This window comes from Vibrio sp. SCSIO 43133, assembly GCF_023716845.1.
GTDB classification, from domain to species: Bacteria; Pseudomonadota; Gammaproteobacteria; order Enterobacterales; family Vibrionaceae; genus Vibrio; species Vibrio mediterranei.
The window spans coordinates 864122-890106 of the sequence record NZ_CP068024.1 but is presented as its reverse complement, the minus strand read 5'-3'; the positions used below and the strand labels follow the sequence as shown (position 1 = coordinate 890106).

Below are 25985 nucleotides of genomic sequence, written 5' to 3'. Positions count from 1 at the left end.
TACTTGCGAAAATACAACTTAATTAGAGAAGGCCGCCACGTCGTAAAACGCCACTAAACCTACTCCTTGCACTTGCAGATGGCTTGTTCCGCCTACAAGCGGCGTTGTCACCTGCTCAACCTTGCCATGCTGATAAATCGCTGGCTGGTAATTTTGTCCACTGTCCAATGTCACTTTCATTTGGTACGCGCCATTCAGACCCATCGCTTTGGCATCAAAAGCAAAATCAACCCGCCCTGCACTATTGGGGCCTAACGTTACCGTTTTCACTTGCCCAAGATGATTCACCAACTCGACAGCCACTGTATTGGACGCAGCTTGCAATTGAATATAACCAGTGTGTGTGCCCTCACCCGATGCGGATAGTTGGTCACTTTTGACGGTGACTGTTTTGTCCACCAAGGCTGCGGTACTCAGGACTTGCAAGTTATCGAGCATCGTTGTGTTGTTTTGCATCAACTGAACTAGGTTCTCTGTGCTCTCTACTTGAGAAAACTGCGCCAACTGCGCAACGTATTCAGTCCCATCTGTCGGGTTCAACGGATCTTGGTTTTCAATCTGAGCCACCATCAAGGTGATGAATTCATTCTTTAACGCCCCAGCACTGTTTGGGTTTTCTTGGGGGGGCAATGTTGACGCAGACTCAATATTATTGACCTGCGCAGCTCCGGATATAGTCGTCATAGGTATATTCCTTAGAAACCACTGGTTCGCAAATGCAGGACACTGCTAACTGCGCCACAGTCCCATTAGTGATTGCTGCATAGACTTGACGTTACCAAGCACTTCGACACTGGCTTCGAAACTGCGAGTCGCCGAGATCATATCAGCCATCTCGTTGACGACATTGATACCTGAGTAGTAAACATAACCTTCGTCATTTGACAGAGGATTGTTTGGTTCATAGCGCCCCTCCATCATCGAGGACACTTCAACAACGTCGGCGATGCGAATTGGTACCACACCTTGATGTTGGGTTTCTTGTGCATTGAAATGGTTGTAAACCGCGGAAAATATCGGTTTGAGTGGTTTATAAACTTTTGAAGGGTCACCAGAAACAGAATCGGCGTTCGCCAAGTTACTGGAGATAGTGTTAAGCCTCACGGTCTGAGCACTCATTGCTGAGCCCGCCGTTTCATAGATACCTAAGAATGACATGGTGTCCCTACCTAATCAATTCACTTACTGGCCCTTGATGGCCGTTTTGATACCGTTAATTTTCGACTGCAAAAATGCCAAGCTTTGGTGATAGTCCATCACATTTTTGGCGAATCTTGCCTGTTCATTTTCGAGTTCAACGGTATTGCCATCTCGCGTTCTTTGCACTGGAATCCGGTATTGTGCTGAGGTATCGATATACCAGTCTTTGCTGTTACCAATACCACTCAATACTGCATCAAACTTTAGATCCATTGCCTTGTAATTTGGGGTGTCCACATTGGCAATATTCGAGCTTAATACCGCTGCTCTGTCCAAACGAAACTGCACTATCTTGGGGTGAACCCCAAGCGCATCGTCTAAGTGAATCATGCCCTAGCCTCATCCATCATCGACCCGATTTAAAAGCAAAATAGGTCGTTATAGTTTTGTGTATTTCTCACTCAACCCAAGTTGAAATGAGAATGCTATAACCTATAGTTAGGAATAATTAGCGTGTCAAATTTGAGAACGCTCACAAATAGTAATTATTGGGACTTGACATGAAAGAATGTTCGTTAACTGAATTCGGTAACCCGAGTATTAAGATGCGTAAATTCCTGCTTAAACACGCCGGGCATTTCTCTAATGAAGTTGTTGATATTTTTAAATTTAACTTCTCTTGTCGACACGTTAAAGCCAGTTTTTCAGAGGCGCACAAACCACCTAAAAACAGCATCAAAACAGTGCTAAACATCGAAGACTTCGGTCATGTTTTTTTCTTTATCGAGCCACAAGCTGCCGATATTCTGCTATACAAGCACCTAAACACACCATCACCTACCCGAAAATCGAAGAGAAGTAGTAGTGACACAACACTCACTCAAACTCACTTAAGACTGTTTCAAAAGCTCACTATGGCGATCACTAACATTCTTACTGCTGATGCAAGCCATTACGCGGTTGAACATACAGATCATCAGCCTTCAGACATTGGTACTACCATCACTTTCAGCTTCGATGAGCAACAAATCGACATCACTTTTATGTTGGATGATAGATATGTTAAGAAGCTACGCGACGTGATGGAAAGTAACGAAACTTTCGATAGAGAGGAAATCCTAAACAATTTGCGATATCAGTCGGTTGAATTGGGGTGCGTAATGCTCCACGGACAGTGCACGCTGCACGAGTTGTCCAAACTGCAACCCGGTGATTTTATGCCCATGACCTTATGTAAAAACTTGACGGTCAAAGTAAATGGGCACCCAACTTTTTTTGGCAAACTTCAATCTATTAACTCTGAGTTAGGAGTAGAAATCGATGGCTAGCGATAAACAAACTCCGCCCATTGACAATTCGATGAGCGACCTCAACTTACACGAAGAATTGCCAGATCTCGACGATTTGGATTTGGATGACCTTGCAGACGATATTGAATTCGAAGCTGAGCAAAGTGATGTCAGCAATGTATCACTACTGAAAAGCATTCCTGTCGACATCACGGTAGAAGTTGCTCGTAAAACGTTAATCTTAGACGAGCTGCTTAATTTGAAAGCCGGCAGCGTAGTCATGTTAGAGAAACACGAAGGTGACCCAGTCGATATAAAAATCAATGGTACTGCATTTGGTACTGGCGAAATCGTCTCAAAGAATGGTCAATATGGCGTTAGGTTGTTGAGCATTATAAAAAAACCTAGCAAGTAGCTGTTTAGGCGAGCTCAAGGACGACAATGCCAATACGAATTTTACTGATGGTGCTTACTTTTTGGTTCTCTCCTACGCAAGCAGAGGGGCTGACTATATTGAGTGAAACCAACACATCAGAAGGGACTGAATACAGCGTTAAGCTGCAAATTCTGATATTGATGACGATGCTGAGTTTTGTGCCAGCGTTTGTCATCATGTGCACCAGTTTCACAAGGATCATTATCGTATTAGCGATATTACGCCAAGCCTTAGGATTACAACAAACGCCTCCTAATCAGGTTTTGATTGGTATTGCCCTGATCTTTACTTTACTGATTATGCGGCCTGTCTGGACCAAGATATACGACACGGCTTATGTTCCTTATTCCACCGACGATATCACTCTAATGGAGGCCTTAGCCTCGGCAGAAAAACCACTGCGCCGTTATATGCTGGACCAAACCCAACGCAAAGCGCTCGAGCAAGTGACGAAAATAGCCGGAGAGAAAACCCTCGCCTCTGATGAAGAAATCCCTTTCTTAATATTACTACCCGCTTATTTGCTGAGTGAGTTAAAGGTGGCGTTTCAGATTGGTTTCATGCTGTTTCTGCCGTTTTTAGTGATCGATCTCGTTGTCGCATCTGTACTGATGTCCATGGGTATGATGATGCTTTCGCCACTCATTGTTTCCTTACCCTTTAAGCTCTTAGTATTTGTCATCGTTGACGGGTGGGGTTTGCTGATGGGTAGCCTTGCCAATAGTTTTTGGATTAGCGGATGAGTCCAGAAGAAGCCGTCACGCTTGTCAGTCAAGCCATATGGGTCATTATCCTGATGGTCTCTGTACTAATTGTACCCAGCCTTATCGTCGGCTTAGTGGTAGCCATCTTCCAAGCGGTTACCCAAGTCAACGAGCAGACGCTGAGTTTTCTTCCAAGGCTTCTAGTGACCTTACTGTCCATCATTTTGGCGGGGCATTGGCTACTACAGGAAATCAGTGACCTATTTCTGTTTATCTTTGATGCGATTCCGACCAAAGTTGGGTAATCGTGATGCAGCTTACATTTACTGAAATCACTCAATGGCTTGGTATTTTATGGTGGCCATTTGTCCGTTTAACGGGCCTATTTCTTATTGCGCCTTTCTTTGGTGACAACGCGATTCCTGTAAGAGTTAAGCTACTGTTTGCTTTTATCTTTTCTTTACTGCTGGCTCCGCTGGTCCACGAAGTACCACCCTTTAATCCATTTAGCATCGATACCCTCTTGTTTTCCCTGTATCAGTTGATTTTTGGTTTCCTCGTTGGCTTCGCCGTTATGCTCTTCTTCACTATTTTTTCCATTGCAGGACAAGCTATTTCGATGCAGATGGGACTAGCGATGGCGGTGATGAATGATCCAGCTAATGGCATCAGTATCGCCATTATTGGACGGATTATGTTTATCACCTCAATGCTACTGTTCCTATCCCTTGATGCGCATTTGGTGGTGCTGTTGGTGTTCAAAGAGAGCTTTACCTATTGGCCGCTTGACTCCACTTTCCCCTTCAGCAGTATCGATTATGTACTCAAAATGGTGTCGTGGATGTTTGCGACAGGTTTGCTAGTGGCAGTGCCCGCGATAGTGGTGATGCTGCTTAGTAACATCACTTTTGGTCTGATGAATAAAGCGGCCCCTTCCCTAAACGTGTTCGCACTTGGTTTTCCAATGACCATGTTACTGGGCTTATTTGCGTTAATGGCATCCTTAACGGGTATTGGCGATCACTACTTTGATTTAGTTCTGGAGCTTAACCAACACCTGCATTACATGTTGAGGCTACCTAATGTCTGAGCATCAAGATTCGGGCGATAAAAGTGAACAGCCCAGCCAACATAAACTCTCCAAAGCTCGCAGAGAGGGACAAGTTCCGCGTGCCAAAGAGTTTGTCTCTTCTATCACCCTTATCAGCGTGGTGGCCTATTACGTCCTGAATATCGATATGATTAAGCAAACATTTATTGAGCTGTTCTTAGTCAGTTTTCAATTCGATACTCAAACCATCAGCCATTGGATGACTTCGGTCGAACTGTTAGGCACCGCCCTTTTTTCCATGGTGATGTTGTTTTTTCCGCTATTGATTTACCAAATTATCGCCGCCATATTTGGCTCTACTTTATTGGGAGGGTGGATTTTCAGCCCTTCATTACTAACGCCCAAGCTTGAAAAAATCAGTCCTATAAAAGGGATAAAGCGTATTTTCTCAACACAGTCAGTGGTGGAGCTGTTTAAAAATGTGTTTAAGGTAACGCTGTTTTTCAGTTTGTTGTACTGGGTGATTTCCAGCTATATCTCCGTCATCACTAACCTGGTAAGTGCCCACTTTGATACTGTGGTGTTCACTGTCGCTACGATTACCATAGAGTACCTTGGTTACTTGCTGCTTATTGTTCTGATATTTGGCCTTTTTGACTTCCCCTATCAGCGTCATGAATTTACTAAGCAAATGAAGATGACTAAACAAGAGGTAAAAGATGAGCATAAGGAGCAAGAGGGGCGCCCGGAAGTGAAGGCGCGAATCCGACAAATCCAAACTCAAAATGCCAAACGAGGTGCCAATGAAAGAGTGCCAAAAGCCAATGTGGTGCTCACTAACCCTACGCAATATGCCGTCGCCTTGATTTATGATTTGACTCAGGCCGAAGCACCTTTTGTTGTTGCGAAAGGCAAAGATGAAGTGGCGGTATACATTCGTGAATTGGCAGCGAAACACAGTGTTGAAGTGGTGGAAAGTGCTGAGCTTACTCGAGCTATTTACAATACGACCCAAGTTGACCAAATGGTGCCTAATCAATTGTTTGTGGCCATCGCTCACATTCTTACCTACGTTAACCAACTGAAAGCATGGCGCCAAGGACAAAGAAGCAAGCCAAATGGCTTGCCTCGTTTCGATATCCCTAAGGTTTGGTCTGATCCTAATGAACCGGCTGAGTAACCGTCTCTAGTCTGACAGCCGACACTTTAAACTCAGGTATTTTGGCGTAAGGATCCGTAGCGGTATTGGTTAGCTTGTTCGCCGCAGACTCGGCAAAGTGGAACGGCACAAATACCACACCTTGTTGCATTCGCTTAGTGACAAAAGCAGGCGCACTAATTTCACCACGGCGTGACACCAGTTTCACGGTCTCACCATTAGTAATACCTAATCGCTCTGCTTCTTCCACACTCACCATAATGCGTGGTCCCGCAAGATTGTCTAACCCTTTAGTTTTACGAGTCATAGTACCAGTGTGGAACTGTTCTAGAAGACGCCCCGTCGTCAATATTAACGGGTATTCGTCATCAGGGAGCTCTGCGGCATATTCGAATGGAATAGCTTTCATCGCCCCTTTACCGCGAACGAACTGGTCTTTGTGCATGATGCGCGTACCAAATGGCTTAACCTCATTACACGGCCACTGCAGACCATTACCACCTATCGACTGCCAACGAATACCATGATATTGCGGTGTGACATCGGCGATTTCCTCAGTAATATCCTGAACCGTTTGGTAAGCCCAATCACTGCCCATAGCATTGGCGATTTCTTGAATAATACGCCAGTCTTCTTTCGCTTCACCCGGAGCTTGAACCGCAGGCACTAAACGCTGAACTCGTCGTTCTGTATTGGTAAAGTGTCCAGCCTTCTCTGCAAACGAGTAAGACGGCAGAACCACATCCGCGAGTTGCGCGGTTTCCGTTAGGAATATGTCCTGAACCACTAAGAAATCGAGCGACTTCAATCCATGAACGGCGTGCGCTTGGTCTGGGTCACTAAGCACAGGGTTCTCGCCCATGACATACAACGCCTTAATGTCACCATCACAGGCACCATCAATGATTTCCGTCAGCGTTTTACCTTTCTCTGTCGGTAAGGTCTCACTATTCCAAGCCTTGGCGAATTTGGCCTGAACCTCTGGATTAGTGACCTTCTGATAGCCTGGATAATCCGTTGGTAGAGCCCCCATATCACATGAGCCTTGAACGTTTGATTGACCACGTAGAGGGTTAATGCCGCCACCTTCAACTCCGACGTTACCACAAAGCATTTGTAGATTGGCTATCGATCGCACGTTGTCGTGACCTGTCGTGTGCTGCGTGATTCCCATCGAGTAGAACACTGACGTGACTTTTGCCGTGCCAATGAGCTCTGCCAATCGCTCGATATCGAACGCAGCCACACCGGTCACCAACGCAGCATTAGCCGGTGAGTAAGACTCTTTGCGAATCTCTTCAAGCAAGTCGCTATAACCTTCGGTGCGCTCTTCAATATAGGCATCATCTTGCCAGCTATTTTTATCAATCACATGCATGATTGAGTTAAGTAACATAACGTCTGTACCTGGACGGTGACGAACATACAATTTGGCATGATCGACCATATCGATACGTTTTGGATCGGCCACAATCAAGGTTGCCCCGTCCGCGACTGCTTGTTTGATATGAGAAGCAATGATTGGGTGAGCAGCACTGGTGTCTGAACCAATAATAAAGATAACGTCCGAGTGTTTGATACTTGGAATATCGTTGGTCATCGCGCCACTACCAAACGCTGCTTCCAAACCTGTTACTGTCGAGGAGTGACACAACCGCGCACAGTGGTCGATATTGTTGGTGCCAATTTCACGACGGAACAGTTTTTGGAATGCGTAGTTATCTTCATTAGTGGTTTTTGCCGATGAGAAACCAGCCAAGCTGTCACTGCCATACATAGACTTAATTTTACTCAGCTTATCAGCGACGTACTGCACGGTTTCATCCCAAGAGGCAGGCACCAATTCGCCTGCTTTTCTAATCAGTGGCGTAGAAAGTCGCTCTTCACTTTGGATGAAATCAAAGCCAAAGCGGCCTTTTACACACAACATGCCTTGGTTTACTGGAGACGTTTTATCCCCTTTGACGTAACGAATTTTGTTGTTCGCCGCATCCACGTATAGCTCAATACGACAACCTACCCCACAATAAGTACAGATAGTTTTCACCGGTGTCAGCATCTCGATTCGACCGTGAGATTTATCTCGCTTATCAGACAGCGCTCCCGTTGGGCACACCTGAACACACGCACCACATTGAACGCAGTTACTATCGCCCATAGTGGCACCGTTAGGAAAAGAAGGACGATGTGACGTTTCTGAAAAGTTTAAAATACCGTGAACCGATTCGGTCTGACACGCATGAACACACGAGCCACAACTAATACAACGGTTTGCATCGAAAACAATAAACTCGCTGGTTTTGTCCACTGGGAACATTTTGCGCTGGTTAATGTTTATCTCTCGATAATCCACTTTGTACTCAGTGGCGTAATCGCGAAGGTCACATTGAGTGTTTGCTTGGCAGCCACATTCTAAACAGCGCGCAGCCTCGGCAATGGCCTTCTCATCCGACATACCCAGTTCAACTTCTTGATAAGTTGTTTGGCAGGCTTCTACTGACAACTGCTCAGCTTTAGCTCGCGCTTTGGCTTTTTCTTGCAGATATTCTGTTTGGCGAACTTCGCTCAAACGCTCTGCTTTGTGACTATTAAACGCTCTAGGTTCAGGTTTAAAGTGACCTTGAAGAATGTAACGCTCAATAGCATCGGCAGCCTTCTTGCCATCAGCGATAGCTTCAATGGCAGTCGCTGGTCCACGTCTGAAATCACCAATACTGTATACATTGTAACCATGGTGCATCGAATCACCGTCAGAAGACGCAGTACCCCAATCGGTCAAAGGCAAAGGATGTTTGGCGGATTTAAGAAACTCGACGTCCGGTTTTTGCGATAGCGCGGAGATAACAGTATCAAAAGCGACAGTCTCAGTTTTACCAGTAGAGACAGGGCGGCGGCGACCAGAACTATCAGGCTCTCCCAACTCCATTATCTCTAACTCGATATGCTCAACACGCCCCTGTGAATCGGCAAGATTGCATTTGGGATTGGTCAAAAACTTAAACTTAACCCCTTCTAGCTCTGCCGCTTCAATTTCATGCAGTTCGGCTGGCATCTCATTTCGAGTGCGACGATAAATAATGGTCGTCTCCGCACCTTCGCGAATGGCAGTTCGTGCACAATCAATCGCGGTATTACCACCACCGATCACGGCCACCTTCTTGCCAATGGTGAAGGTTTTGTCCGTCATATGGTCTTTTAGGAAATCAACACCAAGTACACAGCCCTCTAAGTCAGAGCCCGGATACGGCATATTGACCGCTTTGGTTGCTCCAACAGCAAGGCAGACCGCTTCATAGTTGTCTGTCAGCTCATCAAGAGCAATATCTTTACCAAGAAGTGTATTGGTATGGATTCTCATCCCACCACGGCACATCAGCTCAATTTCTTTATCCAGAATATCTTTCGGCAAACGGTACTCTGGAATGCCATAGCGAAGCCAGCCACCAGCCTCTGGCATAGATTCAAAAATGTCGACAGCAAAACCTTGGTAGCTAAGGTAATAACCACATGCCAATCCACCTGGCCCTGCACCAACAATGGCGACTCGGTGGCCGTTGTAAGGGAGTTTCGGCGGCTCAAATTGCTCGGCTAGCGATAAATCAATATCTGCGGCGTGACGTTTAAGCTGGCGAATTGCGAGCGGTTCGTCAACCAAGGTACGACGACATTCATGTTCACAAAAAGCAGGACACACACGACCAATGGAAATCGGCATAGGTAGCGTGTCTTTGATGATTTTTACGGCTTCGTGATGATCGCCTTGTGCGATATGGTGTAGGTAGGTTTGAATATCGACATGTGCAGGACATGCGACTTTGCAGGGCGCTTCACAGTCGGCATTGTGATCCGCAAATATTTTATTGAGTGCCTGTCTTCTAAGGTTGTTAATTTGAGCGGACTGAGTAACGATGGTCATGCCATCTTGGATTTTTGTCTCACACGCCTTAACAATACCTTTCCCCACCACTTCAACGACACAAAGGTCGCATGACTGCTTGTCGTCGTGCTTACTGATGGAGCAAAGAGAAGGGACATCAACTTGAATATCTTTTGCGACATCTAGGATGCTCTTGTTTTCGCGCAGAAGATACGTTTGACCGTTGATAATTACATTCATATAGAGCTATCTCTTTCAGATCGATGAAAAAACTCCACTGAACTCGCACTCGAAAGCACACGACGTTATCGCCGTGTAAGAAAGGTAACACGCAGTTTATTGACGCTATCTAGCGACTGAAAAACCTCGTAGACACAAAACCTTGTAATAAGTACGACAAACCATCAGTCAATCTCTGCTCTAATGATCCGTGTCACAGTGGTAGAACAAATCTAAAATGAGAAATCTTGGTGCTCTCAGGGAGTCCCCCTTCAAGGGGATTTAAATTAGGAGCGAAACTACCTTAATTATACCCACAGTGTAATTAAGGTCAAACATCCCTACTTTAAGTGAGTGTAATTCTCATTGGCGTAAAATGGTAAATAGTGAATCGCAGTGATTGATACCTTAATCAGGTCAGCAGAAATCATAACGAGGATTCAAAATGAAAGTACTTAAAGATATCGCCATCAGCTCTATTATCACTACTGTCGTAATGCTAGTACTCAATGCTTCTTGGGACTGGGTGTTCATCGCAAGCCTTGAAGTGGCAGTATACGCATCGGTGGTGTTAACCGGCATGCTTAAAGGTGCTATCTCGCTTGAAAAAGTTATGGCGTCGTACTTTCTTAAGCACAAAACTCTACCAAAGCTAAAACGTGGTATTTCGTCTTACATTATCTTAGTGGGCTCGAAGTTTCTCGCCATGGGCATTATCGCTATGCTGTTCGGTCAGCATGTAGCCTTTACAGGTGCATTTGGTGGCGTTGTCGCGTTCTTCGCTATTATCTTTGCCGTGCTGGGCTTGGAAGGCGTCGTAGCAAAACTCGGCAGCAAAGCTAGATTAGCTTAAAGAAGTTTTTGATACTCAGAAATGCAAAAAACCTCGCTAAAAAGCGAAGTTCTTTTGAAAGTAAAAAGCCCCGCTATGAAAGCGAGGCTTTTTGAAAAATGGTCGGTGAAGAGGGATTCGATGGGACTGGCCATCCAGCCCCTGACCCGCATGGGTTCTTCTCCACTACTAAAATTATGCTTAGAAAGTAAAAAGCCCCGCTTTGAAAGCGAGGCTTTTTGAAAGTGGTCGGTGAAGAGGGATTCGAACCCCCGACCCTCTGGTCCCAAACCAGATGCGCTACCAAGCTGCGCTATTCACCGAGATTGTTGTCTTGAGTTTTGCTCAACAACGGATGCGTATATTAATGATAAATTCTTTTGAAGCAAGGCTTTTATAACAACTTTCTTTGCATTTGAGTTTGATTGCTCATCATATCGCCAGAAGCACGAAAAATGTGACCAAATACACACAGTGACATACAGGTTATTAACACTCAAAGTACAATTGATCCAGATCAGTGTTCATTTTAACACCAAAAGTTAACTTATCCCTGTCGTCAATACTTTGGAGGAAACATGGACTTTTGGCTTGATCTCCTATTTGGTAATGCAGTGGGCTTATCTTCAATGCTAGTTATCTTTGCAGCGCTGGGCTTGATGCTGTTTTACGGTGGTTTCTTCATCTACAAAGTAATGAATGACAAATCTCCTCACTAGAATCGCTTAGCTTCTATTTCGAATAGAAAACCGCTATGCACCGGAGTGGATCGCCTGTTCACTCCGGTTTTTTATTGCTCTCACCTATTGCTAATATTCGTATATACTCCAGTTAAAATGGCTTATCCGAGATGAAGTTATGTCTCAAGACGATGATCTGGATCTATTCCAACAGATGATGGGCGATGTGAAGCCGATTCACAGCGACACCGTTGAACTTAAAAAGACCCACCAAGTGTCTGACGCGCATTTGGCCAAGCGAGAAGCAGCGCTTTGGCTTTCTGAGCAAGACCCTGAGTACCTTTCAATTGATTACGCTCCGATGATCAAACCAGACGACTTAATTGAGTTTAAGCGTGATGGCATGCAGGAAGGTGTCTATCGCAAACTGAGACTGGGTAAATATCCGCTGCAAGCAAAACTCGACTTACACCGGAGAACGCTTAAAGAAGCACGCGATGAAGTGGTGAAGTTTCTACAACAGTGTATGCGTATGGACATCCGCACTGTGCTTATTGTACATGGGCGCGGCGAACGCTCTAACCCACCAGCATTAATGAAGAGTTATCTTGCACATTGGCTAACTCAGATAAAAGATGTTCAGTGCGTTCATAGTGCGCAGCGGTTCCATGGAGGAAGTGGTGCGGTCTACGTTATGCTAAGAAAGAGCCAAGAAAAGAAGCTTGAGAATCGAGAGCGTCATCAAAAACGTACGAGTTAAGTGACTTACCGCTCAGTTGAGTATAAAATACGCGACCTTAATTTTGTGTCTGACCAATATAGAGTGAATACTGCGCATGCCTAACGCTGCTGAAGGAAAACGCCTTAACAAATACATTAGTGAAACTGGCTTTTGTTCTCGCCGTGAAGCTGACAAGCTGATCGAACAACAACGTGTCACTATTAACGGCAAAATTCCTGAGATGGGAACCAAAGTGTTGTCAGGAGACAATGTTGAAATCGACGGTAAACCAGTTCGCAGCAAAGAGAAGCCAGTCTATATTGCGTTGAACAAACCAACGGGTATCACATGTACAACCGAACGCGATGTTCCGGGCAACATCGTTGATTTCGTTGGCCATCACAAACGTATCTTCCCAATTGGTCGACTAGATAAACCGTCCGACGGTCTTATCTTTTTGACTAACGATGGCGACATCGTTAACAAGATTCTCCGTGCGGGTAACAATCACGAGAAAGAGTATGTAGTACGTGTCGACAAACCTGTTACTCGTGATTTCTTGAAAAAGATGGGCTCAGGTGTTGCGATTCTGGACACAGTAACTCTGCCTTGTCGTGTCGAGCAAGAAACCAAGTTTTCTTTCCGTATTACCCTAACTCAAGGGTTAAACCGTCAAATTCGCCGTATGTGTGAAGCACTGGGTTTCGAAGTGTTAAAACTTCGCCGAGTCCGCATTATGAACATCTCGATTGATGGAATTCCCAATGGCAAATGGCGCTACTTAACTGACCAGGAAGTGGCTGAGATTCACCGCCTTTGTGAAGGTTCAGTGAGTACGGAAGAAGCATCACGCAAAGATGCTAAAGGTCGTCATATCACTAAGGCTACCGATGCTAAGCTGCATGACGCTCGAGCAGAAGCGAAGCGTGAAAAAATGAAAACCTTCTCTGGGCACGGTGCAGATGAGTTTCGTCGTAGCCCGAATAAAAACAAACGTCACAAGCAAGAGCAAGGACGTTCAGGTAAGGCTCGTAATCACCACGGTAAGACGCAAAACCGTAAACCGGTCGCTGCTAAACCAGATTCATCTAAGCCAAGTAAGCCGAGAACGCGCGTTGGCGGTACCCTATCTCTCAAGAAATAGTCAGTGTAAATGAGGCCTGCTTAGGCCTCACATAAATTGACAAACTTCGCTCGCGTTAGCATCGCCAAATCACTCGGTGCTAACTCAATCTCCAAACCTCTTTTTCCAGCACTGACGCACATTTGCACTCTCGCTTCCGCTGAGATATGAATAAAGGTCGGTAACAACTTCTTTTGACCAAGAGGGCTGATGCCACCCAACACATAACCCGTGGTTTTTTGTGCGATATCTTTATCTGCCATCTCTGCTTTTTTCCCACCAGCCGCCTTTGCTGCGAGTTTTAGGTTTAGCTTTTCTTCAACAGGTATCACCGCTACAGCGAGGTTTTTCGGTTCTCCATTGATGGCGAACAGTAGAGTTTTAAATACGGATTCAGGATCTTGTCCTAACGCTTTTACCGCCTCTAAACCATAACTTTCATGCCTTGGGTCATGGTCATATTGATGAACGGTATGAGTGATTTTTTTCTTTTTGGCAAGGTTAATAGCCGGTGTCATAACGTATCCTTGGTAGTCGCTACCGTTAACGTCGACTCTTGAGATTAGAGTCGTCAATATAGAAAAGCGGCGCCGAATGGCGCCGCTCTATTTTATCTACTAAACCGGAATAAAAGTCTAGTTCTTATAGATGATTTCGCCTTTAGGCTGATACTTATTCACATCGATTGGGCTGTTTGCTTCTAGGTACTCTTTAAGTACTTCCGCATCCACAAAACCAGTGTTTACGTGACCAGGGTGACCTGTAAGCTTCGGATAACCGTCACCACCAGCTGCGTTAAAGCTTGGTACAGTGAAACGGTATGTTGCTTTAGGGTCTAGAGGCTTACCATTGATAACAACATTCGATACTGCATCTTTACCCACTGTCATTGAAATGCCAGCGAATTGAGCGTAAGCACCAGAATCTACAGGTTTCGTTGCTACTACGTTCAAGTAATCGACAACTTCAGCACCTGTCATATCGGTGTAAGTAATAATGTTGCCAAATGGCTGTACGATAAGTACATCTTTGTAAGTCACATCACCTTCAGCGATAGAGTCACGTACACCACCAGAGTTCATGACGGCAAAGTCAGCTTTAGCACGTTCCATGTGAGCCGTACCAATTAGACGACCTAGGTTAGTTTGCTGGAAGCGAACAACATTACGGTCACCCTCTAGCTTGCCGTTCGTTTCGGCAATTTTCGCACCTAGTTGCTCTTGGCCTTTTTCCTGGAATGGCGTTAAGAATGCCACCATTTCTGCATCTTTCTTGATTTCATCTTCAACAAGAACACGTTGCTTCTTGCCATCGATCTTAACTTTCTTCTTAAGGTTTACAGGGATAAGGTCATAGCTGACCATATCTAGCTCACCATTTTTGAATTCATAGTCGGCACGGCCAACGTACTTACCCCACTCGTACGCTTGCACAATCCAAGTTCCGTTTTGGATGTCAGGCTTACATTCATCACTTGGCTTGAAGTTCTTCTTAACGACGTTAGGACCTTCCATACAAACCGGCTCTTGTGAGTGACCACCCACAATCATGTCTAAGTCGCCTTCATCAAGGTAACGAGCAAGCGCAACATCACCTGGGGCGTTTACACCACGCTTACCATTTTCGTAGTGGCCCATGTGGGTAACTGCGAAAATTAGATCAGGTTTCTCTGTCTCTTTTAGCTCAGCGATCAGTTTCTTTGCTTCTACTTTCGGATCGCGGAACTCGATACCACCGATGTACTCAGGGTTACCGATCTTCGCTGTGTCTTCCGTTGTTAGACCAATAACAGCGATCTTAATGCCCTGCTTGATGAAAATGTGGTATGCATCAAACAGGCGTTCACCTGTTTTCTTGTCATAAATGTTTGCAGACAGCATTGGGAAGTTAGCCCACTCTTTTTGCTTAAATAGCACTTCTAGCGGGTTGTCGAATTCATGGTTACCAAGTGCCATAGCATCGTAACCAATCATGCTCATACCTTTAAAGTCAGGCTCAGCATCTTGTAAGTCAGACTCTGGAACCCCAGTGTTGATATCACCGCCAGATAGAAGCAGTACGCTGCCACCATCCGCTTCAACGTCAGCACGAATTTGGTCAATCAGCGTCTTACGCGCTGCCATACCGTACTCACCATATTTGTTTTCCCAGAAGCGACCGTGGTGATCGTTAGTATGAAGAATAGTGAGCTTATAAGTCTCATCAGCATTCCATTCTTGCTCTGGTTGGGTTGCGCATCCTGCTAGTGACGCGATGATAGCCGCACTTAGTACGGACTTAAACATAAGGCTTTTTTTCATTTTCATACCTTTGAATTTTGGGGATCCACTGCCTATAGCGTTGTATAAACGCCACACATTTGCCGATTTGTAACGAATAGACATAAAGAGAAACATCGACAAAATATGCGATAGTTTAAATTAACCCTACGAACATAACATTCTCATTTCACTTTTATGTAATCTATGTCACAAGTTGCTGAGTATCAGGTTATAAACTCATCAGAATAAATTTGTGATTCTACATAAGGTTAATTAAAGCACTGAGGTATGGCGAGGGATTCAGCTGTTACGAGGTTGTAATTCTGAGAAGAAACGATTACTCAACATATTTAGTGAACATAAAAAAGAAGCCAGTCTAAATGACTGGCTTCTATATCAGAAATAAGCACGCTTATTTAATGTCGATGTGCTCAAAACCTTTGATAAGATCATCCAACGCTTTCATTTGCGCTAAGAATGGTTCCAGCTTATCTAAAGGCAGTGCTGACGGACCATCACATAGTGCTTTATCTGGATTCGGGTGCGCTTCGATAAATAGACCCGCAATTCCCGTCGCAAGTCCCGCTTTTGCAAGCTCGACCGTTTGTTCACGACGACCACCAGATGCCGCACCCGATGGATCACGCATTTGAAGTGAGTGCGTCACATCGAAAATGATTGGGCTACCGTTAGAAGCTTTTTTCATAACGCCAAAGCCAAGCATGTCGACCACAAGGTTATCGTAACCATGACATGAGCCACGTTCACAAAGAATGATTTTATCGTTACCACACTCAGCGAACTTATCAACAATGTTACCTACTTGTCCTGGGCTCATAAACTGAGGCTTCTTAACGTTGATAACCGCATTTGTTTTTGCCATCGCTTCAACAAGGTCAGTCTGACGAGCTAAGAAGGCAGGTAGCTGAATAACATCTACCACGTCGGCAACAGGCTGTGCTTGCTCTTCTGTATGAACATCCGTAATGATTTTCACGCCAAAGGTGTCTTTTAGCTCTTGGAAAATCTTCATGCCTTCTTCAAGGCCAGGGCCACGATAAGAATGCACTGAGCTACGGTTCGCTTTATCAAACGACGCTTTAAATACGTATGGAATACCTAGCTTTTCTGTCACCTTCACATAGTGCTCACAGATTTGCATCGCTAAGTCACGTGATTCCAGCACATTCATTCCAGCAAAAAGCGTGAACGGCTTATCATTTGCTACCGGGATATCACCTACGTGTACCGTTTTCATTTCCATGTTTGTTATCTCAATATTTAGTGAAGAGTGACAGGTGAGCGACTGATCGCCGAAACCTGCGTTTTCAGTAATTCTATTGCCGGATCATCTGGGCACTGATCGATGAAATACTGAAAATCAGTTGCCGCGATTTGATGACAATCCAGTTGTTGATAAATATAGCCTCTATCCCGAATCTCATAAGGGTCATCGGGAACAAAAGTCAAAGCCAGGTCGGTACATTGCAATGCAAGCGTGTACTTCTCTTCTCGCAATAGTGCACTTTTAAGTAAAGCTAGCCAGCGACCAATTACCGTTGGGTTATCAACTGTCGCTAAATGTTTTGCCTCTAACTTCACCAACGGACCATCGTTACCAATTAGCCAAGCGTGTAAACGCTTCTTGCTAACATATTCCCCATCGTAAGGATTGATGTAACTTGGTGCTTCATTTGGCCAACAGACTTTAATCAAAAACTGCGTTGGGAATGTTACGGCTTCTAATGGAAGACCGAGCTTTCTCCCTAAGTAGAGCAAGATAGCTCCTAGGCTAACCGGTATGCCTTTGCGTCGCTCAAGGACTTTATCGATAAACGCATTTTCAGAGGAAAAATACGCATCATGGTCCCCACTAAACTGCCACTCGGTGTAAAACAGTCTTAGCAGCGAGTCTAAGCGCTGCTTATCATCGCGCAAATGGAACAATTGCTGCTCAGCTTCTTCTAGTAAACGAGCTAGCTCTAATTCCGCCCAATGATCTTGAGTATTTGGATCCACCGCTTTGTTTAAGATCAGTGCTCCTTCAACCAACTCAATAGCATCAAAATCTTCGTCAAACAGTTCAATCATTACTTACCCCATAAGGAATGGTGTTTTCAGCATGGCAATCTTAGCTGCCATCATTAACCATCCCAATGCGCCTAAGAACGCACATGTTCTTAATAAGTTGTTCTTTGCTAATTTAATCGTGAAAAACGCCAACGCAAAATAAGCCATAATGCAGGTGACTTTTTCGGTCATCCACGGCGCTGCAGCCGTAAATGGGACAAAACCTGTGATTGCAATCAAACCAAAGCCTGATAACAACAGTAGTGAATCATTAATGTGAGGGAAGCGCTTCAAAAACGGATGATTCACCTTCGGGGAGTTAGCGACCAGTAAGCCAAATCGTACTGATAGCAACACCACCGATATGGCGATGGTCATCAAGTGAAAATGCTTTAATCCTTCATACATGCTGCTTCTCTCTTTCTCTTTATTGTATTTCTGTTATGGGTTCCATTGCCCAAGTGTCACACGATCATTGCCGGCGTAATCTTGTTCAGTGACAACATGACAAAAGCCATTGCTTGCCAAGATTTCTCTTACAGCTTGCCCTTGCTCAAAGCCATGCTCAAACAACAACCAGCCGCCCTCAAGCAAATGAGTGGGCGCTTGAGCCGTGATGGTCTCAATATCCGCCAGCCCATTATTCTCAGCGACTAATGCCGTTGATGGTTCAAATCGAACATCACCTTGAGATAGATGGGGATCATTTTCGTCAATGTAAGGGGGATTGGAAACAATTACGCTAAATTTGTGCACAAGATCGACAGGTTCGAACCAACTTCCCTGCGCAAACTGACAATTGGTAATATTGAGTTTTGTCGCGTTGCTTCGAGCGAGCTCTACCGCTTCCGTTTGAAAATCAACTCCCATTACTGAGCGTGTTTTCAGTTCTGAAGCCAGTGCCAACGCGATTGCTCCGGTGCCCGTACCTAAGTCTAAAATATCACCATCATTCACAAGGGCCTTATCAAGTGCGAGCTCAACTAAGCGTTCTGTATCAGGTCTTGGGATAAGCGTGCTTGGAGCGACATTTAAAGGCAGAGACCAAAACTCTCGTTCACCAAGAATATACGCTACGGGTTCGCCTGCGATACGACGATTTAACAACGCCTCGAACTGCTCTGCTTCATTAGACGTTAATGCTTTTTCAGGCCAGGTAAGTAGATAACTACGCGGTTTTTCAAGAACATGACACAGCAGGACCGCCGCATCTAATGAAGGTGATTCGCTACCAGACCCAGAAAGAACAAGCGATGCTCGTTTGAGCACCGCTTCAATAGACATATCCAATGACATGGATTAGTTGTGCTCCGCTAGAGCCGCAAGTTGGTCAGCTTGGTGTTCTTGCAGTACCGGATCAACAAGAGACTGCAAGTCACCTTCCATGACCTCAGACAGACGATATAACGTCAAGTTGATGCGATGGTCTGATACACGACCTTGTGGGTAGTTATAAGTACGAATACGGTCACTACGATCACCTGAACCCAATAGGTTACGACGGGTATCTGACACTTCAGCGGCACGCTTTGCTTCTTCTGCGGCAATAATACGCGCGGCAAGAACAGACATCGCTTTCGCTTTGTTCTTATGTTGAGAACGCTCGTCTTGACACTCAACCACAGTCCCTGTTGGTAAGTGAGTAATACGAATAGCTGAGTCAGTAGTGTTAACGTGCTGACCACCCGCGCCTGATGCACGGAACGTATCGATTTTAAGATCAGCCGCTTTGATCTCTGGGATCTCTGCTTCAGGAATTTCAGCCATAACCGCAACAGTACATGCTGAAGTGTGAACACGACCTTGAGATTCTGTTGCTGGAACTCGTTGAACACGGTGGCCGCCAGATTCAAACTTAAGCACGCCATAAGCACCATCACCAGACACTTTAGCGATCATTTCTTTATAGCCGCCTTGCTCTGATTCATTTGAGCTCATCACTTCGATACGCCAGCCTTTCTTCTCCGCGTATTTGCTGTACATACGGAATAAGTCACCTGCGAAAATACCTGCTTCATCACCACCTGCACCAGCGCGGATTTCTAAGAAGCAGTTACGCTCATCGTTTGGATCTTTCGGTAGAAGAAGTACCTGCAGTTCATCCGCAAGACGCTCAATAGTCGCTTTCGCTTCTTTGATTTCTTCTTGCGCCATTTCACGCATTTCTGCGTCATCTTCGTTTGCCATATCTTCAGCCGCTTCAAGATCTTCTTGTGCTTGCTGATAGGCTTGGAAACACTTGGTCACTTCTTCAAGTTGCGAGTACTCTCTTGAAAGAGCGCGGAATTTGTCTTGGTCTCCAATGATCTCTGGATCGCCAAGTAGATGCTGAACTTCTTCATATCGTTCAACAAGAGTTTCCAATTTAACTAAAATGGAGGCTTTCATAATTGCAGTCTTTTCTCAGGGTAAGGCTTATTTAGTTTGGTCTAAACCCAAACTTTGTCGGATGACCATCAGTTTAGCAGGATCTCCCTGCTCAGCGGCATCTTGTAGCGCTTTTGTAGGCGCATGAATAAGCTTGTTTGTTAATTTATTACTCAGCTCTAGCAGAACTTTCTCAGGGTCTCCCCCTGCTGCTAACGCTTGTAAACTTTTTGACAGTATATCTTGTCGGGTGTCGTTTGCGTGTTTTCGGTATTGTCTGATGCTATCGACAGCTTGCAGTGAACGCATCCATGTCATGAATTGCGCACTTTCTTCACTCACAATCGCTTCTGCTTGAATCGCTTCGACTTTACGTTGCTCGATATTGCTATCGACGATAGATTGCAAATCATCAACCGTATATAGATACGCGTCACTCAACTCGCCCACTTGCGATTCAATATCTCGTGGGACGGCGATGTCGATAAGCAGCATAGGTTGATAGCGACGTTGTTTTATCGCTGATTCAACCATCCCTTTGCCTATAATAGGCAGCGGGCTCGCAGTTGAGCTAATGACAATATCCGCTTTAGGTAGTACATCAGGTATTTCATTAAGTGCAATAACTTGTGCGCCAAACTGATTCGCTAATATTTCCGCTCGCTCTTTGGTTCGGTTAGCCACAATCATGTTCTTGCAACCGTGACCTTCCAAGTGCTTGGCCACCAGTTCAATGGTTTCGCCTGCACCAACTAAAAGCACAGTTGAGTCAGCAATTGATTCGAAGATTTGTCGAGCTAGGGTACAAGCCGCGTAAGCGACAGAAACGGCACTACCACCAATTTCGGTTTCAGTACGCACTCGCTTAGCAACAGAGAACGTCTTTTGAAAGAGTTTCTCAATTCCACCCTCTACAGATTGATGCTCACGGGCATCACTGTAGGCTTGCTTTACTTGTCCCAGTATTTGTGGTTCACCAAGGACGAGTGAATCTAAACCACATGAAACGCGCATCAGGTGTTTTATTGCCGCTTGCTCTTCATAAACATACAGAGAAGGCTTCAACTCTTCTGCTGCTACATCGTGGAAACGAACAAGCCAGTCTATTAATTGTGATTTGTTGGAATCACCAGTATCACAGTAAATTTCGGTGCGGTTACACGTTGACAGAATCACAGAGCCATTAACTTTGGTATTTTCTCTTAGCTCATTCAAGGCTCTGTTGAGTTTTTCAGGTGGAAACGCCACCTTCTCCCTCAGATCCACTGACGCCGTATTGTGGTTTATACCAATTGCAAGCAATGACATGTAACGCGAATTCTCTGATACAGATTTGACAAATAGGCCAGAATTTTACTTGATGGCACCATTTATTGAAAGTCTCTTACCAATATGTTTTCCTGAGTTTGTGGGATTGATGCTATAGTCTGTCAATATTGTATTGAATTTGCACAATAAACCATCACGTAAGTTGTTTCCTATGTACAAACTCCATCGACGTCTTTTTTATTTTTTTGCGGCATTATTTCTGTTTGGGTGCAGTAGTTTGCCTCCAGAGCCAGAAAGTGTTGAATGGCAAGCACATAAAACCGAGCTTGAGTCTCTTACTCAATATACGGCCAGTGGCAAACTCGGTTATATTTCCCCAGACCAGCGCCAAACTCTCAACTTTCATTGGAGTCATTCCGATAATTTCACCCAAGTCCGTCTGACTACCTTTCTTGGTCAAACCGTTTTTAATCTTACTTCAACCCCAAACGGTTCTTTTATCGAAACGTATGATGGACAAAAATTGTCCGGGAAAGATGTAAATGTGCTCATTGAGCAATTAACCGGGCTGGATATCCCAATCGAACAATTGAGCGATTGGCTGGTTGGCCTACCGGCGACTGCCGATAGCTATCAGCTAAACCAATTTAATACCGTCGGCAGTTTACAAAAACGTATTACCAACAAAACGTGGAACCTTGATTACAATGAGTACCGCAGCTTTTCACTTGAAGGGACAGAGAACTCATTGCCCATGCCGACTAGGATGCAATTAGTGCAAGGTGATACCAAACTCAATCTTGTCGTTTCAAAATGGACAGTAAAACAGTGACCCAGCATAAAATGATCACCGACACTACTTCATGGCCTAGCCCTGCTAAACTCAACCTATTTTTATACATCACTGGTCGTCAACCTAATGGCTACCATGAATTGCAAACCTTGTTTCAATTCATTGATTTATGCGATGAACTGACTATTACCGCAAATACCAGTGGTCAAATTACTCTATCCCCAGATATTAAAGGTGTCGCCACCGAAGACAACCTAATCTGGAAAGCAGCATCGGCGCTTCAAAACAGAGCTAACTGTACTTATGGTGCTCATATAGAGCTTAGCAAGATTCTTCCCATGGGTGGCGGGATTGGTGGTGGTTCATCCAATGCGGCTACCGCACTAGTAGCATTGAACTTTCTTTGGCAAACCCGACTGACAACGGATGAGCTAGCAGAAATAGGTTTGGCATTAGGTGCTGATGTGCCTGTGTTCGTTCGCGGCTTCGCAGCTTTCGCTGAAGGTGTCGGCGAAAAACTGTCTGAAGCTAGCCCTAAAGAACAGTATTACCTAGTTATTAAACCTGAAGTTAGTATTGCTACCGTCGATATATTCACACATCCTGATTTAACCAGAAACACGCCAAAGCGAGCATTATCAATGCTTTTGGACTCACCTTACGTAAACGATTGCGAAAAAATTGTCCGAATGCTGTATCCAGAGGTTGATAACCAACTTTCATGGCTGCTACAATACGCGCCGTCAAGATTGACGGGGACTGGATCTTGCGTATTTTCTGAGTTTAACAACGAGGAAGAGGCAGAAAAAGTCCTTGAAATGCTTCCTGACAATGTCTCCGCTTTTGTAGCAAAAGGATGCAATCGCTCTCCTTTACTAGAGACTTTGGCTAAGTATGAATTAGCCCTATTACAATCTGTTTAAACTGGACGCAACCCTGAGGTTTCCACCGTGCCTGATATGAAGCTATTTGCTGGTAACGCTACACCTGAACTAGCCCAACGTATTGCTGATCGTCTATACATCTCTCTAGGAGATGCTACTGTTGACCGTTTCTCTGATGGCGAAGTCGCTGTTCAAATCAATGAAAACGTTCGTGGTAGCGATGTATTCATCATTCAGTCAACATGTGCGCCAACTAACGACAACCTAATGGAGTTAGTGGTAATGATTGATGCAATGCGCCGCGCTTCAGCAGGCCGTATTACTGCTGTTATTCCTTACTTTGGTTATGCTCGTCAAGACCGTCGTGTACGCTCTGCCCGTGTGCCAATCACTGCAAAAGTTGTTGCAGACTTCCTGTCTAACGTTGGTGTTGACCGCGTTCTTACTATCGACCTACACGCAGAGCAAATTCAAGGCTTCTTCGATGTACCTGTAGATAACATCTTCGGTACTCCAGTGCTTCTTGAAGATATGGCTGACCGTGGTCTAGAAGATCCTGTTGTCGTTTCTCCAGACCTTGGTGGTGTTGTCCGAGCTCGTGCAACAGCGAAAGCACTAGGTGATATCGACATCGCTATCGTAGATAAGCGTCGCCCACGTGCTAACGTTTCTGAAGTAATGAACCTAATCGGCGACGTTGAAGGTCGTGACTGTGTTATCGTTGATGACATGATCGACACTGGCGGTACGCTATGTAAAGCAGCAGAAGCGCTTAAAGAGCGTGGTGCTAAGCGTGTATTCGCATACGCAACTCACGCAGTATTCTCTGGTAACGCAGCGAAGAACATCAAAAACTCGGTTCTAGACCAAGTTATCGTGACTGACTCAATTACGCTTTCTAAAGAAATGGCTGCAACAGGTAAAGTAACGCAACTTACTCTATCTAGCATGCTTGCAGAAGCTATTCGTCGCATCAGCAACGAAGAGTCAATCTCAGCAATGTTCACTAGCAAGTAACATTCGCACCTAATTTGAAAAAACCACTTCCTTATGAAGTGGTTTTTTTGTCTTCGCGTTTTTTGTACAGATTTAGTGTGCTATCATACCGCGCTTTTGAGATTCAAGAGAGATCTTAACGTTGACTCAGCAGATAAAATTGCTTGTAGGCCTTGCTAACCCAGGTCCTGAATATGTGAGAACTCGTCACAATGCAGGTGCATGGGTGGTAGAGGAACTTGCTCGTATCCACAATGTTACGCTAAAAAACGAAGCTAAGTTCTTCGGTCTCACTGGAAGAATTTTAGTGAACGGCAGTGATTTAAGACTGTTAATTCCAACCACATTCATGAACTTATCTGGCAAGGCCATCGCAGCCTTAGCAAAGTTCTACCAGATAAAACCTGAAGAGATCATGGTCGCTCACGATGAGCTAGACTTACCTCCAGGCGTTGCAAAGTTCAAGAAAGGCGGCGGTCACGGTGGTCATAATGGTTTGAAAGATACCATTAGCAAGCTGGGCAACAACAAAGAATTCTATCGTCTTCGGATTGGCATTGGTCATCCGGGGCACAAAGACAAAGTGGCGGGTTATGTCCTTGGAAAAGCGCCAGCAAAAGAGCAAGAATGCCTTGATGCTGTCGTTGACGAATCTGTCCGTAGTTTAGACATCTTACTAAAAGATGGACTAACAAAAGCACAAAATCGCTTACACACCTTCAAAGCTGAATAAGGTTACAATCATGGGTTTTAAATGTGGCATCGTTGGTCTACCAAACGTTGGTAAATCAACTCTGTTTAACGCACTGACTAAAGCAGGCATCGAAGCGGCTAACTTCCCGTTTTGTACTATCGAGCCAAACACAGGCGTAGTACCTGTGCCAGATCTACGTCTAGATGCACTAGCGAAAATTGTTAATCCACAGAAAATTTTACCAACAACGATGGAATTCGTTGATATCGCAGGCCTAGTTGCTGGTGCGTCAAAAGGTGAAGGTCTTGGTAACAAATTCCTAGCTAACATCCGTGAAACTGACGCGATCGGTCACGTTGTTCGTTGTTTTGAGAACGAAAACATTGTTCACGTAGCAGGTAAAGTATCACCAATCGAAGACATCGAAGTGATCAACCTTGAACTAGCTCTAGCCGACCTTGATTCTTGTGAGCGCGCAATTCAGCGTAACGCTAAGAAAGCAAAAGGTGGCGATAAAGACGCGAAGTTTGAGCTAACCGTACTTGAAAAACTACTTCCAGTTCTAACGGAAGGTGGTATGGCACGTACTGTTGATCTAGCGAAAGAAGAACTCGCAGCTATTGGCTACTTAAACTTCCTAACGCTAAAACCAACCATGTACATCGCAAACGTTAATGAAGATGGTTTTGAAGATAACCCATATTTAGACGCTGTTCGTGAGTACGCAGAGAAAGAAAACAACGTTGTTGTAGCCGTATGTGCAGCTATCGAATCAGAGCTTTCTGAGCTTGATGACGAAGATCGTGAAGAGTTCCTTGCTGATATGGGCATTGAAGAGCCGGGCCTAAACCGCGTAATTCGTTCTGGTTATGAGCTACTTACTCTTCAAACTTACTTCACCGCTGGTGTGAAAGAAGTACGCGCATGGACTATTCCTGTTGGTGCAACTGCGCCTCAAGCTGCAGGTAAAATCCACACAGACTTCGAAAAAGGCTTCATCCGTGCAGAAGTTGTTGGTTATGACGACTTCATTCAATACAACGGTGAATCTGGTGCAAAAGATGCGGGTAAATGGCGTCTAGAAGGGAAAGAATACATTGTTAAAGATGGCGATGTTATTCACTTCCGCTTTAACGTATAAGTTACCGAACACCTAAAGTGATTAAAAAGCCAGCAACTGCTGGCTTTTGTTGTTTTATAAGGTCTGCCATTGTTCAGTCACTTTGCAAAAACGCATTAACTTTCTGGTAGAGCGATGATAATTGAACAACAGATTTAGATCAGAAACAGAGCGGTTTGATTAAAAAAAGCTCGAACGGCACTTTTTCGCAAATTTCTTCGCAAAAAAAGTTGACGCATCAAATTCAACTACGCATAATGCGCCCCGTTCTCAGCGATAAGGCAACTTTCGAAGAGAATC

26 protein-coding genes, 1 tRNA gene and 1 pseudogene are annotated in these 25985 nt (G+C 44.8%); 15 read left to right on the top strand and 13 right to left on the bottom strand.

The window, feature by feature from the left end:
• Nucleotides 1–18: 18 nt before the first annotated feature.
• From JKJ11_RS04445 to JKJ11_RS04435, 3 genes are read right to left on the bottom strand one after another with little or no spacing between them, the layout of a single operon-like run.
• Nucleotides 19–684, bottom strand: a complete 666-nt coding sequence (locus JKJ11_RS04445; protein ID WP_240207417.1) for a flagellar hook capping FlgD N-terminal domain-containing protein — start codon at nt 682–684, stop codon at nt 19–21.
• A gap of 45 nt (nt 685–729) precedes the next feature.
• A complete protein-coding gene (gene flgC, locus JKJ11_RS04440) occupies nt 730–1158 on the bottom strand; it encodes a flagellar basal body rod protein FlgC (RefSeq protein ID WP_006074304.1) in 429 nt (142 codons plus the stop codon).
• 24 nt (nt 1159–1182) lie between these two features.
• Entirely contained in the window at nt 1183–1530 is a 348-nt protein-coding gene (locus JKJ11_RS04435; RefSeq protein ID WP_006074303.1) for a flagellar basal body protein, read from the bottom strand.
• A 170-nt stretch (nt 1531–1700) separates the two neighbouring features.
• On the opposite strand from JKJ11_RS04435, the gene JKJ11_RS04430 reads away from it, so the two are divergent.
• The 6 genes from JKJ11_RS04430 to flhB are packed head-to-tail and all read left to right on the top strand — an operon-like array spanning nt 1701 to nt 5800.
• On the top strand, nt 1701–2468 hold the full coding sequence (locus tag JKJ11_RS04430) for a flagellar motor switch protein FliM (protein ID WP_252038783.1): 768 nt from the start codon (nt 1701–1703) through the stop codon (nt 2466–2468).
• Nucleotides 2461–2844, top strand: coding sequence for a FliM/FliN family flagellar motor switch protein (locus JKJ11_RS04425; RefSeq protein ID WP_006074301.1), 384 nt, complete (start codon nt 2461–2463; stop codon nt 2842–2844). Before JKJ11_RS04430 ends, JKJ11_RS04425 begins: the two co-directional genes overlap by 8 nt.
• Nucleotides 2845–2870: 26 nt before the next feature.
• Nucleotides 2871–3608, top strand: coding sequence for a flagellar type III secretion system pore protein FliP (gene fliP, locus JKJ11_RS04420; protein ID WP_124940740.1), 738 nt, complete (start codon nt 2871–2873; stop codon nt 3606–3608).
• Complete coding sequence (gene fliQ / locus JKJ11_RS04415; RefSeq protein WP_006074299.1) at nt 3605–3874, top strand: flagellar biosynthesis protein FliQ; 270 nt, start codon at nt 3605–3607, stop codon at nt 3872–3874. Before fliP ends, fliQ begins: the two co-directional genes overlap by 4 nt.
• A gap of 5 nt (nt 3875–3879) precedes the next feature.
• The gene (gene fliR / locus JKJ11_RS04410; RefSeq protein ID WP_198557435.1) at nt 3880–4659 is read left to right on the top strand and encodes a flagellar biosynthetic protein FliR; all 780 of its coding nucleotides are present in this window, start codon (nt 3880–3882) and stop codon (nt 4657–4659) included.
• Complete coding sequence (gene flhB / locus JKJ11_RS04405) at nt 4652–5800, top strand: flagellar biosynthesis protein FlhB (RefSeq protein ID WP_062462695.1); 1149 nt, start codon at nt 4652–4654, stop codon at nt 5798–5800. Before fliR ends, flhB begins: the two co-directional genes overlap by 8 nt.
• Here flhB and fdhF read toward each other — a convergent pair.
• On the bottom strand, nt 5781–9896 hold the full coding sequence (gene fdhF, locus JKJ11_RS04400) for a formate dehydrogenase subunit alpha (protein WP_252038782.1): 4116 nt from the start codon (nt 9894–9896) through the stop codon (nt 5781–5783). The two genes, flhB and fdhF, sit on opposite strands and share 20 nt — an antisense overlap.
• A 424-nt stretch (nt 9897–10320) precedes the next feature.
• On the opposite strand from fdhF, the gene JKJ11_RS04395 reads away from it, so the two are divergent.
• Nucleotides 10321–10728 (top strand): hypothetical protein, encoded by a 408-nt coding sequence (locus JKJ11_RS04395; RefSeq protein WP_006074295.1) that lies wholly within the window; start codon nt 10321–10323, stop codon nt 10726–10728.
• A gap of 225 nt (nt 10729–10953) precedes the next feature.
• Here JKJ11_RS04395 and JKJ11_RS04390 read toward each other — a convergent pair.
• Nucleotides 10954–11030, bottom strand: a tRNA-Pro gene (locus JKJ11_RS04390).
• 255 nt (nt 11031–11285) lie between these two features.
• On the opposite strand from JKJ11_RS04390, the gene JKJ11_RS04385 reads away from it, so the two are divergent.
• The 3 genes and pseudogenes from JKJ11_RS04385 to rluF form a co-directional block, all read left to right on the top strand.
• Entirely contained in the window at nt 11286–11426 is a 141-nt protein-coding gene (locus tag JKJ11_RS04385) for a DUF3149 domain-containing protein (RefSeq protein WP_038229728.1), read from the top strand.
• Nucleotides 11427–11565: 139 nt separating this feature from the next.
• Complete coding sequence (gene smrA / locus JKJ11_RS04380; RefSeq protein ID WP_006075558.1) at nt 11566–12147, top strand: DNA endonuclease SmrA; 582 nt, start codon at nt 11566–11568, stop codon at nt 12145–12147.
• A gap of 76 nt (nt 12148–12223) precedes the next feature.
• A pseudogene (gene rluF / locus JKJ11_RS04375) lies at nt 12224–13094 on the top strand (23S rRNA pseudouridine(2604) synthase RluF); the annotation flags it as partial.
• Nucleotides 13095–13272: 178 nt separating this feature from the next.
• Here the strand turns inward: rluF and ybaK are convergent.
• The 8 genes from ybaK to hemA all read right to left on the bottom strand — a co-directional run bounded on the left by ybaK (nt 13273) and on the right by hemA (nt 21237).
• A complete protein-coding gene (gene ybaK, locus JKJ11_RS04370; RefSeq protein ID WP_252038780.1) occupies nt 13273–13749 on the bottom strand; it encodes a Cys-tRNA(Pro) deacylase in 477 nt (158 codons plus the stop codon).
• Between the two features lie 117 nt (nt 13750–13866).
• Nucleotides 13867–15531 carry a bifunctional UDP-sugar hydrolase/5'-nucleotidase UshA gene (ushA, locus tag JKJ11_RS04365; RefSeq protein ID WP_252038779.1) on the bottom strand — a complete coding sequence of 555 codons (1665 nt, stop codon included), beginning with the start codon at nt 15529–15531 and terminating at the stop codon, nt 13867–13869.
• 373 nt (nt 15532–15904) lie between these two features.
• The gene (gene kdsA, locus JKJ11_RS04360; protein WP_096993838.1) at nt 15905–16756 is read right to left on the bottom strand and encodes a 3-deoxy-8-phosphooctulonate synthase; all 852 of its coding nucleotides are present in this window, start codon (nt 16754–16756) and stop codon (nt 15905–15907) included.
• 17 nt (nt 16757–16773) lie between these two features.
• The gene (locus JKJ11_RS04355) at nt 16774–17583 is read right to left on the bottom strand and encodes a SirB1 family protein (protein ID WP_006075552.1); all 810 of its coding nucleotides are present in this window, start codon (nt 17581–17583) and stop codon (nt 16774–16776) included.
• Between the two features lie 3 nt (nt 17584–17586).
• Nucleotides 17587–17970: a SirB2 family protein gene (locus JKJ11_RS04350; protein ID WP_006075551.1), complete on the bottom strand. Its 384-nt coding sequence runs from the start codon at nt 17968–17970 to the stop codon at nt 17587–17589.
• A gap of 33 nt (nt 17971–18003) precedes the next feature.
• On the bottom strand, nt 18004–18852 hold the full coding sequence (gene prmC, locus JKJ11_RS04345) for a peptide chain release factor N(5)-glutamine methyltransferase (protein ID WP_252039095.1): 849 nt from the start codon (nt 18850–18852) through the stop codon (nt 18004–18006).
• Between the two features lie 9 nt (nt 18853–18861).
• Nucleotides 18862–19950, bottom strand: a complete 1089-nt coding sequence (gene prfA, locus JKJ11_RS04340) for a peptide chain release factor 1 (protein ID WP_038229716.1) — start codon at nt 19948–19950, stop codon at nt 18862–18864.
• 27 nt (nt 19951–19977) lie between these two features.
• Nucleotides 19978–21237: a glutamyl-tRNA reductase gene (gene hemA / locus JKJ11_RS04335; protein WP_038229713.1), complete on the bottom strand. Its 1260-nt coding sequence runs from the start codon at nt 21235–21237 to the stop codon at nt 19978–19980.
• A 238-nt stretch (nt 21238–21475) separates the two neighbouring features.
• Between hemA and lolB the strand changes: the two genes are divergently transcribed.
• The 5 genes from lolB (at nt 21476) to ychF (ending at nt 25706) form a co-directional block, all read left to right on the top strand.
• Nucleotides 21476–22030, top strand: coding sequence for a lipoprotein insertase outer membrane protein LolB (gene lolB / locus JKJ11_RS04330; RefSeq protein WP_503060287.1), 555 nt, complete (start codon nt 21476–21478; stop codon nt 22028–22030).
• An 11-nt stretch (nt 22031–22041) separates the two neighbouring features.
• Nucleotides 22042–22914, top strand: coding sequence for a 4-(cytidine 5'-diphospho)-2-C-methyl-D-erythritol kinase (gene ispE / locus JKJ11_RS04325; protein ID WP_252039094.1), 873 nt, complete (start codon nt 22042–22044; stop codon nt 22912–22914).
• Nucleotides 22915–22941: 27 nt separating this feature from the next.
• Nucleotides 22942–23892, top strand: coding sequence for a ribose-phosphate pyrophosphokinase (locus JKJ11_RS04320; RefSeq protein ID WP_031495558.1), 951 nt, complete (start codon nt 22942–22944; stop codon nt 23890–23892).
• 121 nt (nt 23893–24013) lie between these two features.
• Complete coding sequence (pth, locus tag JKJ11_RS04315) at nt 24014–24604, top strand: aminoacyl-tRNA hydrolase (protein ID WP_038229709.1); 591 nt, start codon at nt 24014–24016, stop codon at nt 24602–24604.
• A gap of 10 nt (nt 24605–24614) precedes the next feature.
• A complete protein-coding gene (gene ychF, locus JKJ11_RS04310; protein WP_031495560.1) occupies nt 24615–25706 on the top strand; it encodes a redox-regulated ATPase YchF in 1092 nt (363 codons plus the stop codon).
• The last annotated feature ends 279 nt before the right edge of the window (nt 25707–25985 follow it).

Coding starts and splice junctions, on each gene's coding strand:
- JKJ11_RS04430 (WP_252038783.1), top strand. CDS start 1,701: ATGAAAGAATGTTCGTTAACTGAATTCGGTAACCCGAGTATTAAGATG.
- ushA (WP_252038779.1), bottom strand. CDS start 15,531: ATGAAAAAAAGCCTTATGTTTAAGTCCGTACTAAGTGCGGCTATCATC.
- prfA (WP_038229716.1), bottom strand. CDS start 19,950: ATGAAAGCCTCCATTTTAGTTAAATTGGAAACTCTTGTTGAACGATAT.
- fliP (WP_124940740.1), top strand. CDS start 2,871: ATGCCAATACGAATTTTACTGATGGTGCTTACTTTTTGGTTCTCTCCT.
- flhB (WP_062462695.1), top strand. CDS start 4,652: ATGTCTGAGCATCAAGATTCGGGCGATAAAAGTGAACAGCCCAGCCAA.
- hemA (WP_038229713.1), bottom strand. CDS start 21,237: ATGTCATTGCTTGCAATTGGTATAAACCACAATACGGCGTCAGTGGAT.
- JKJ11_RS04395 (WP_006074295.1), top strand. CDS start 10,321: ATGAAAGTACTTAAAGATATCGCCATCAGCTCTATTATCACTACTGTC.
- JKJ11_RS04425 (WP_006074301.1), top strand. CDS start 2,461: ATGGCTAGCGATAAACAAACTCCGCCCATTGACAATTCGATGAGCGAC.
- fliR (WP_198557435.1), top strand. CDS start 3,880: ATGCAGCTTACATTTACTGAAATCACTCAATGGCTTGGTATTTTATGG.
- kdsA (WP_096993838.1), bottom strand. CDS start 16,756: ATGGAAATGAAAACGGTACACGTAGGTGATATCCCGGTAGCAAATGAT.
- JKJ11_RS04385 (WP_038229728.1), top strand. CDS start 11,286: ATGGACTTTTGGCTTGATCTCCTATTTGGTAATGCAGTGGGCTTATCT.
- JKJ11_RS04355 (WP_006075552.1), bottom strand. CDS start 17,583: ATGATTGAACTGTTTGACGAAGATTTTGATGCTATTGAGTTGGTTGAA.
- JKJ11_RS04350 (WP_006075551.1), bottom strand. CDS start 17,970: ATGTATGAAGGATTAAAGCATTTTCACTTGATGACCATCGCCATATCG.
- flgC (WP_006074304.1), bottom strand. CDS start 1,158: ATGTCATTCTTAGGTATCTATGAAACGGCGGGCTCAGCAATGAGTGCT.
- JKJ11_RS04435 (WP_006074303.1), bottom strand. CDS start 1,530: ATGATTCACTTAGACGATGCGCTTGGGGTTCACCCCAAGATAGTGCAG.
- ybaK (WP_252038780.1), bottom strand. CDS start 13,749: ATGACACCGGCTATTAACCTTGCCAAAAAGAAAAAAATCACTCATACC.
- smrA (WP_006075558.1), top strand. CDS start 11,566: ATGTCTCAAGACGATGATCTGGATCTATTCCAACAGATGATGGGCGAT.
- ychF (WP_031495560.1), top strand. CDS start 24,615: ATGGGTTTTAAATGTGGCATCGTTGGTCTACCAAACGTTGGTAAATCA.
- JKJ11_RS04445 (WP_240207417.1), bottom strand. CDS start 684: ATGACGACTATATCCGGAGCTGCGCAGGTCAATAATATTGAGTCTGCG.
- ispE (WP_252039094.1), top strand. CDS start 22,042: ATGATCACCGACACTACTTCATGGCCTAGCCCTGCTAAACTCAACCTA.
- fliQ (WP_006074299.1), top strand. CDS start 3,605: ATGAGTCCAGAAGAAGCCGTCACGCTTGTCAGTCAAGCCATATGGGTC.
- fdhF (WP_252038782.1), bottom strand. CDS start 9,896: ATGAATGTAATTATCAACGGTCAAACGTATCTTCTGCGCGAAAACAAG.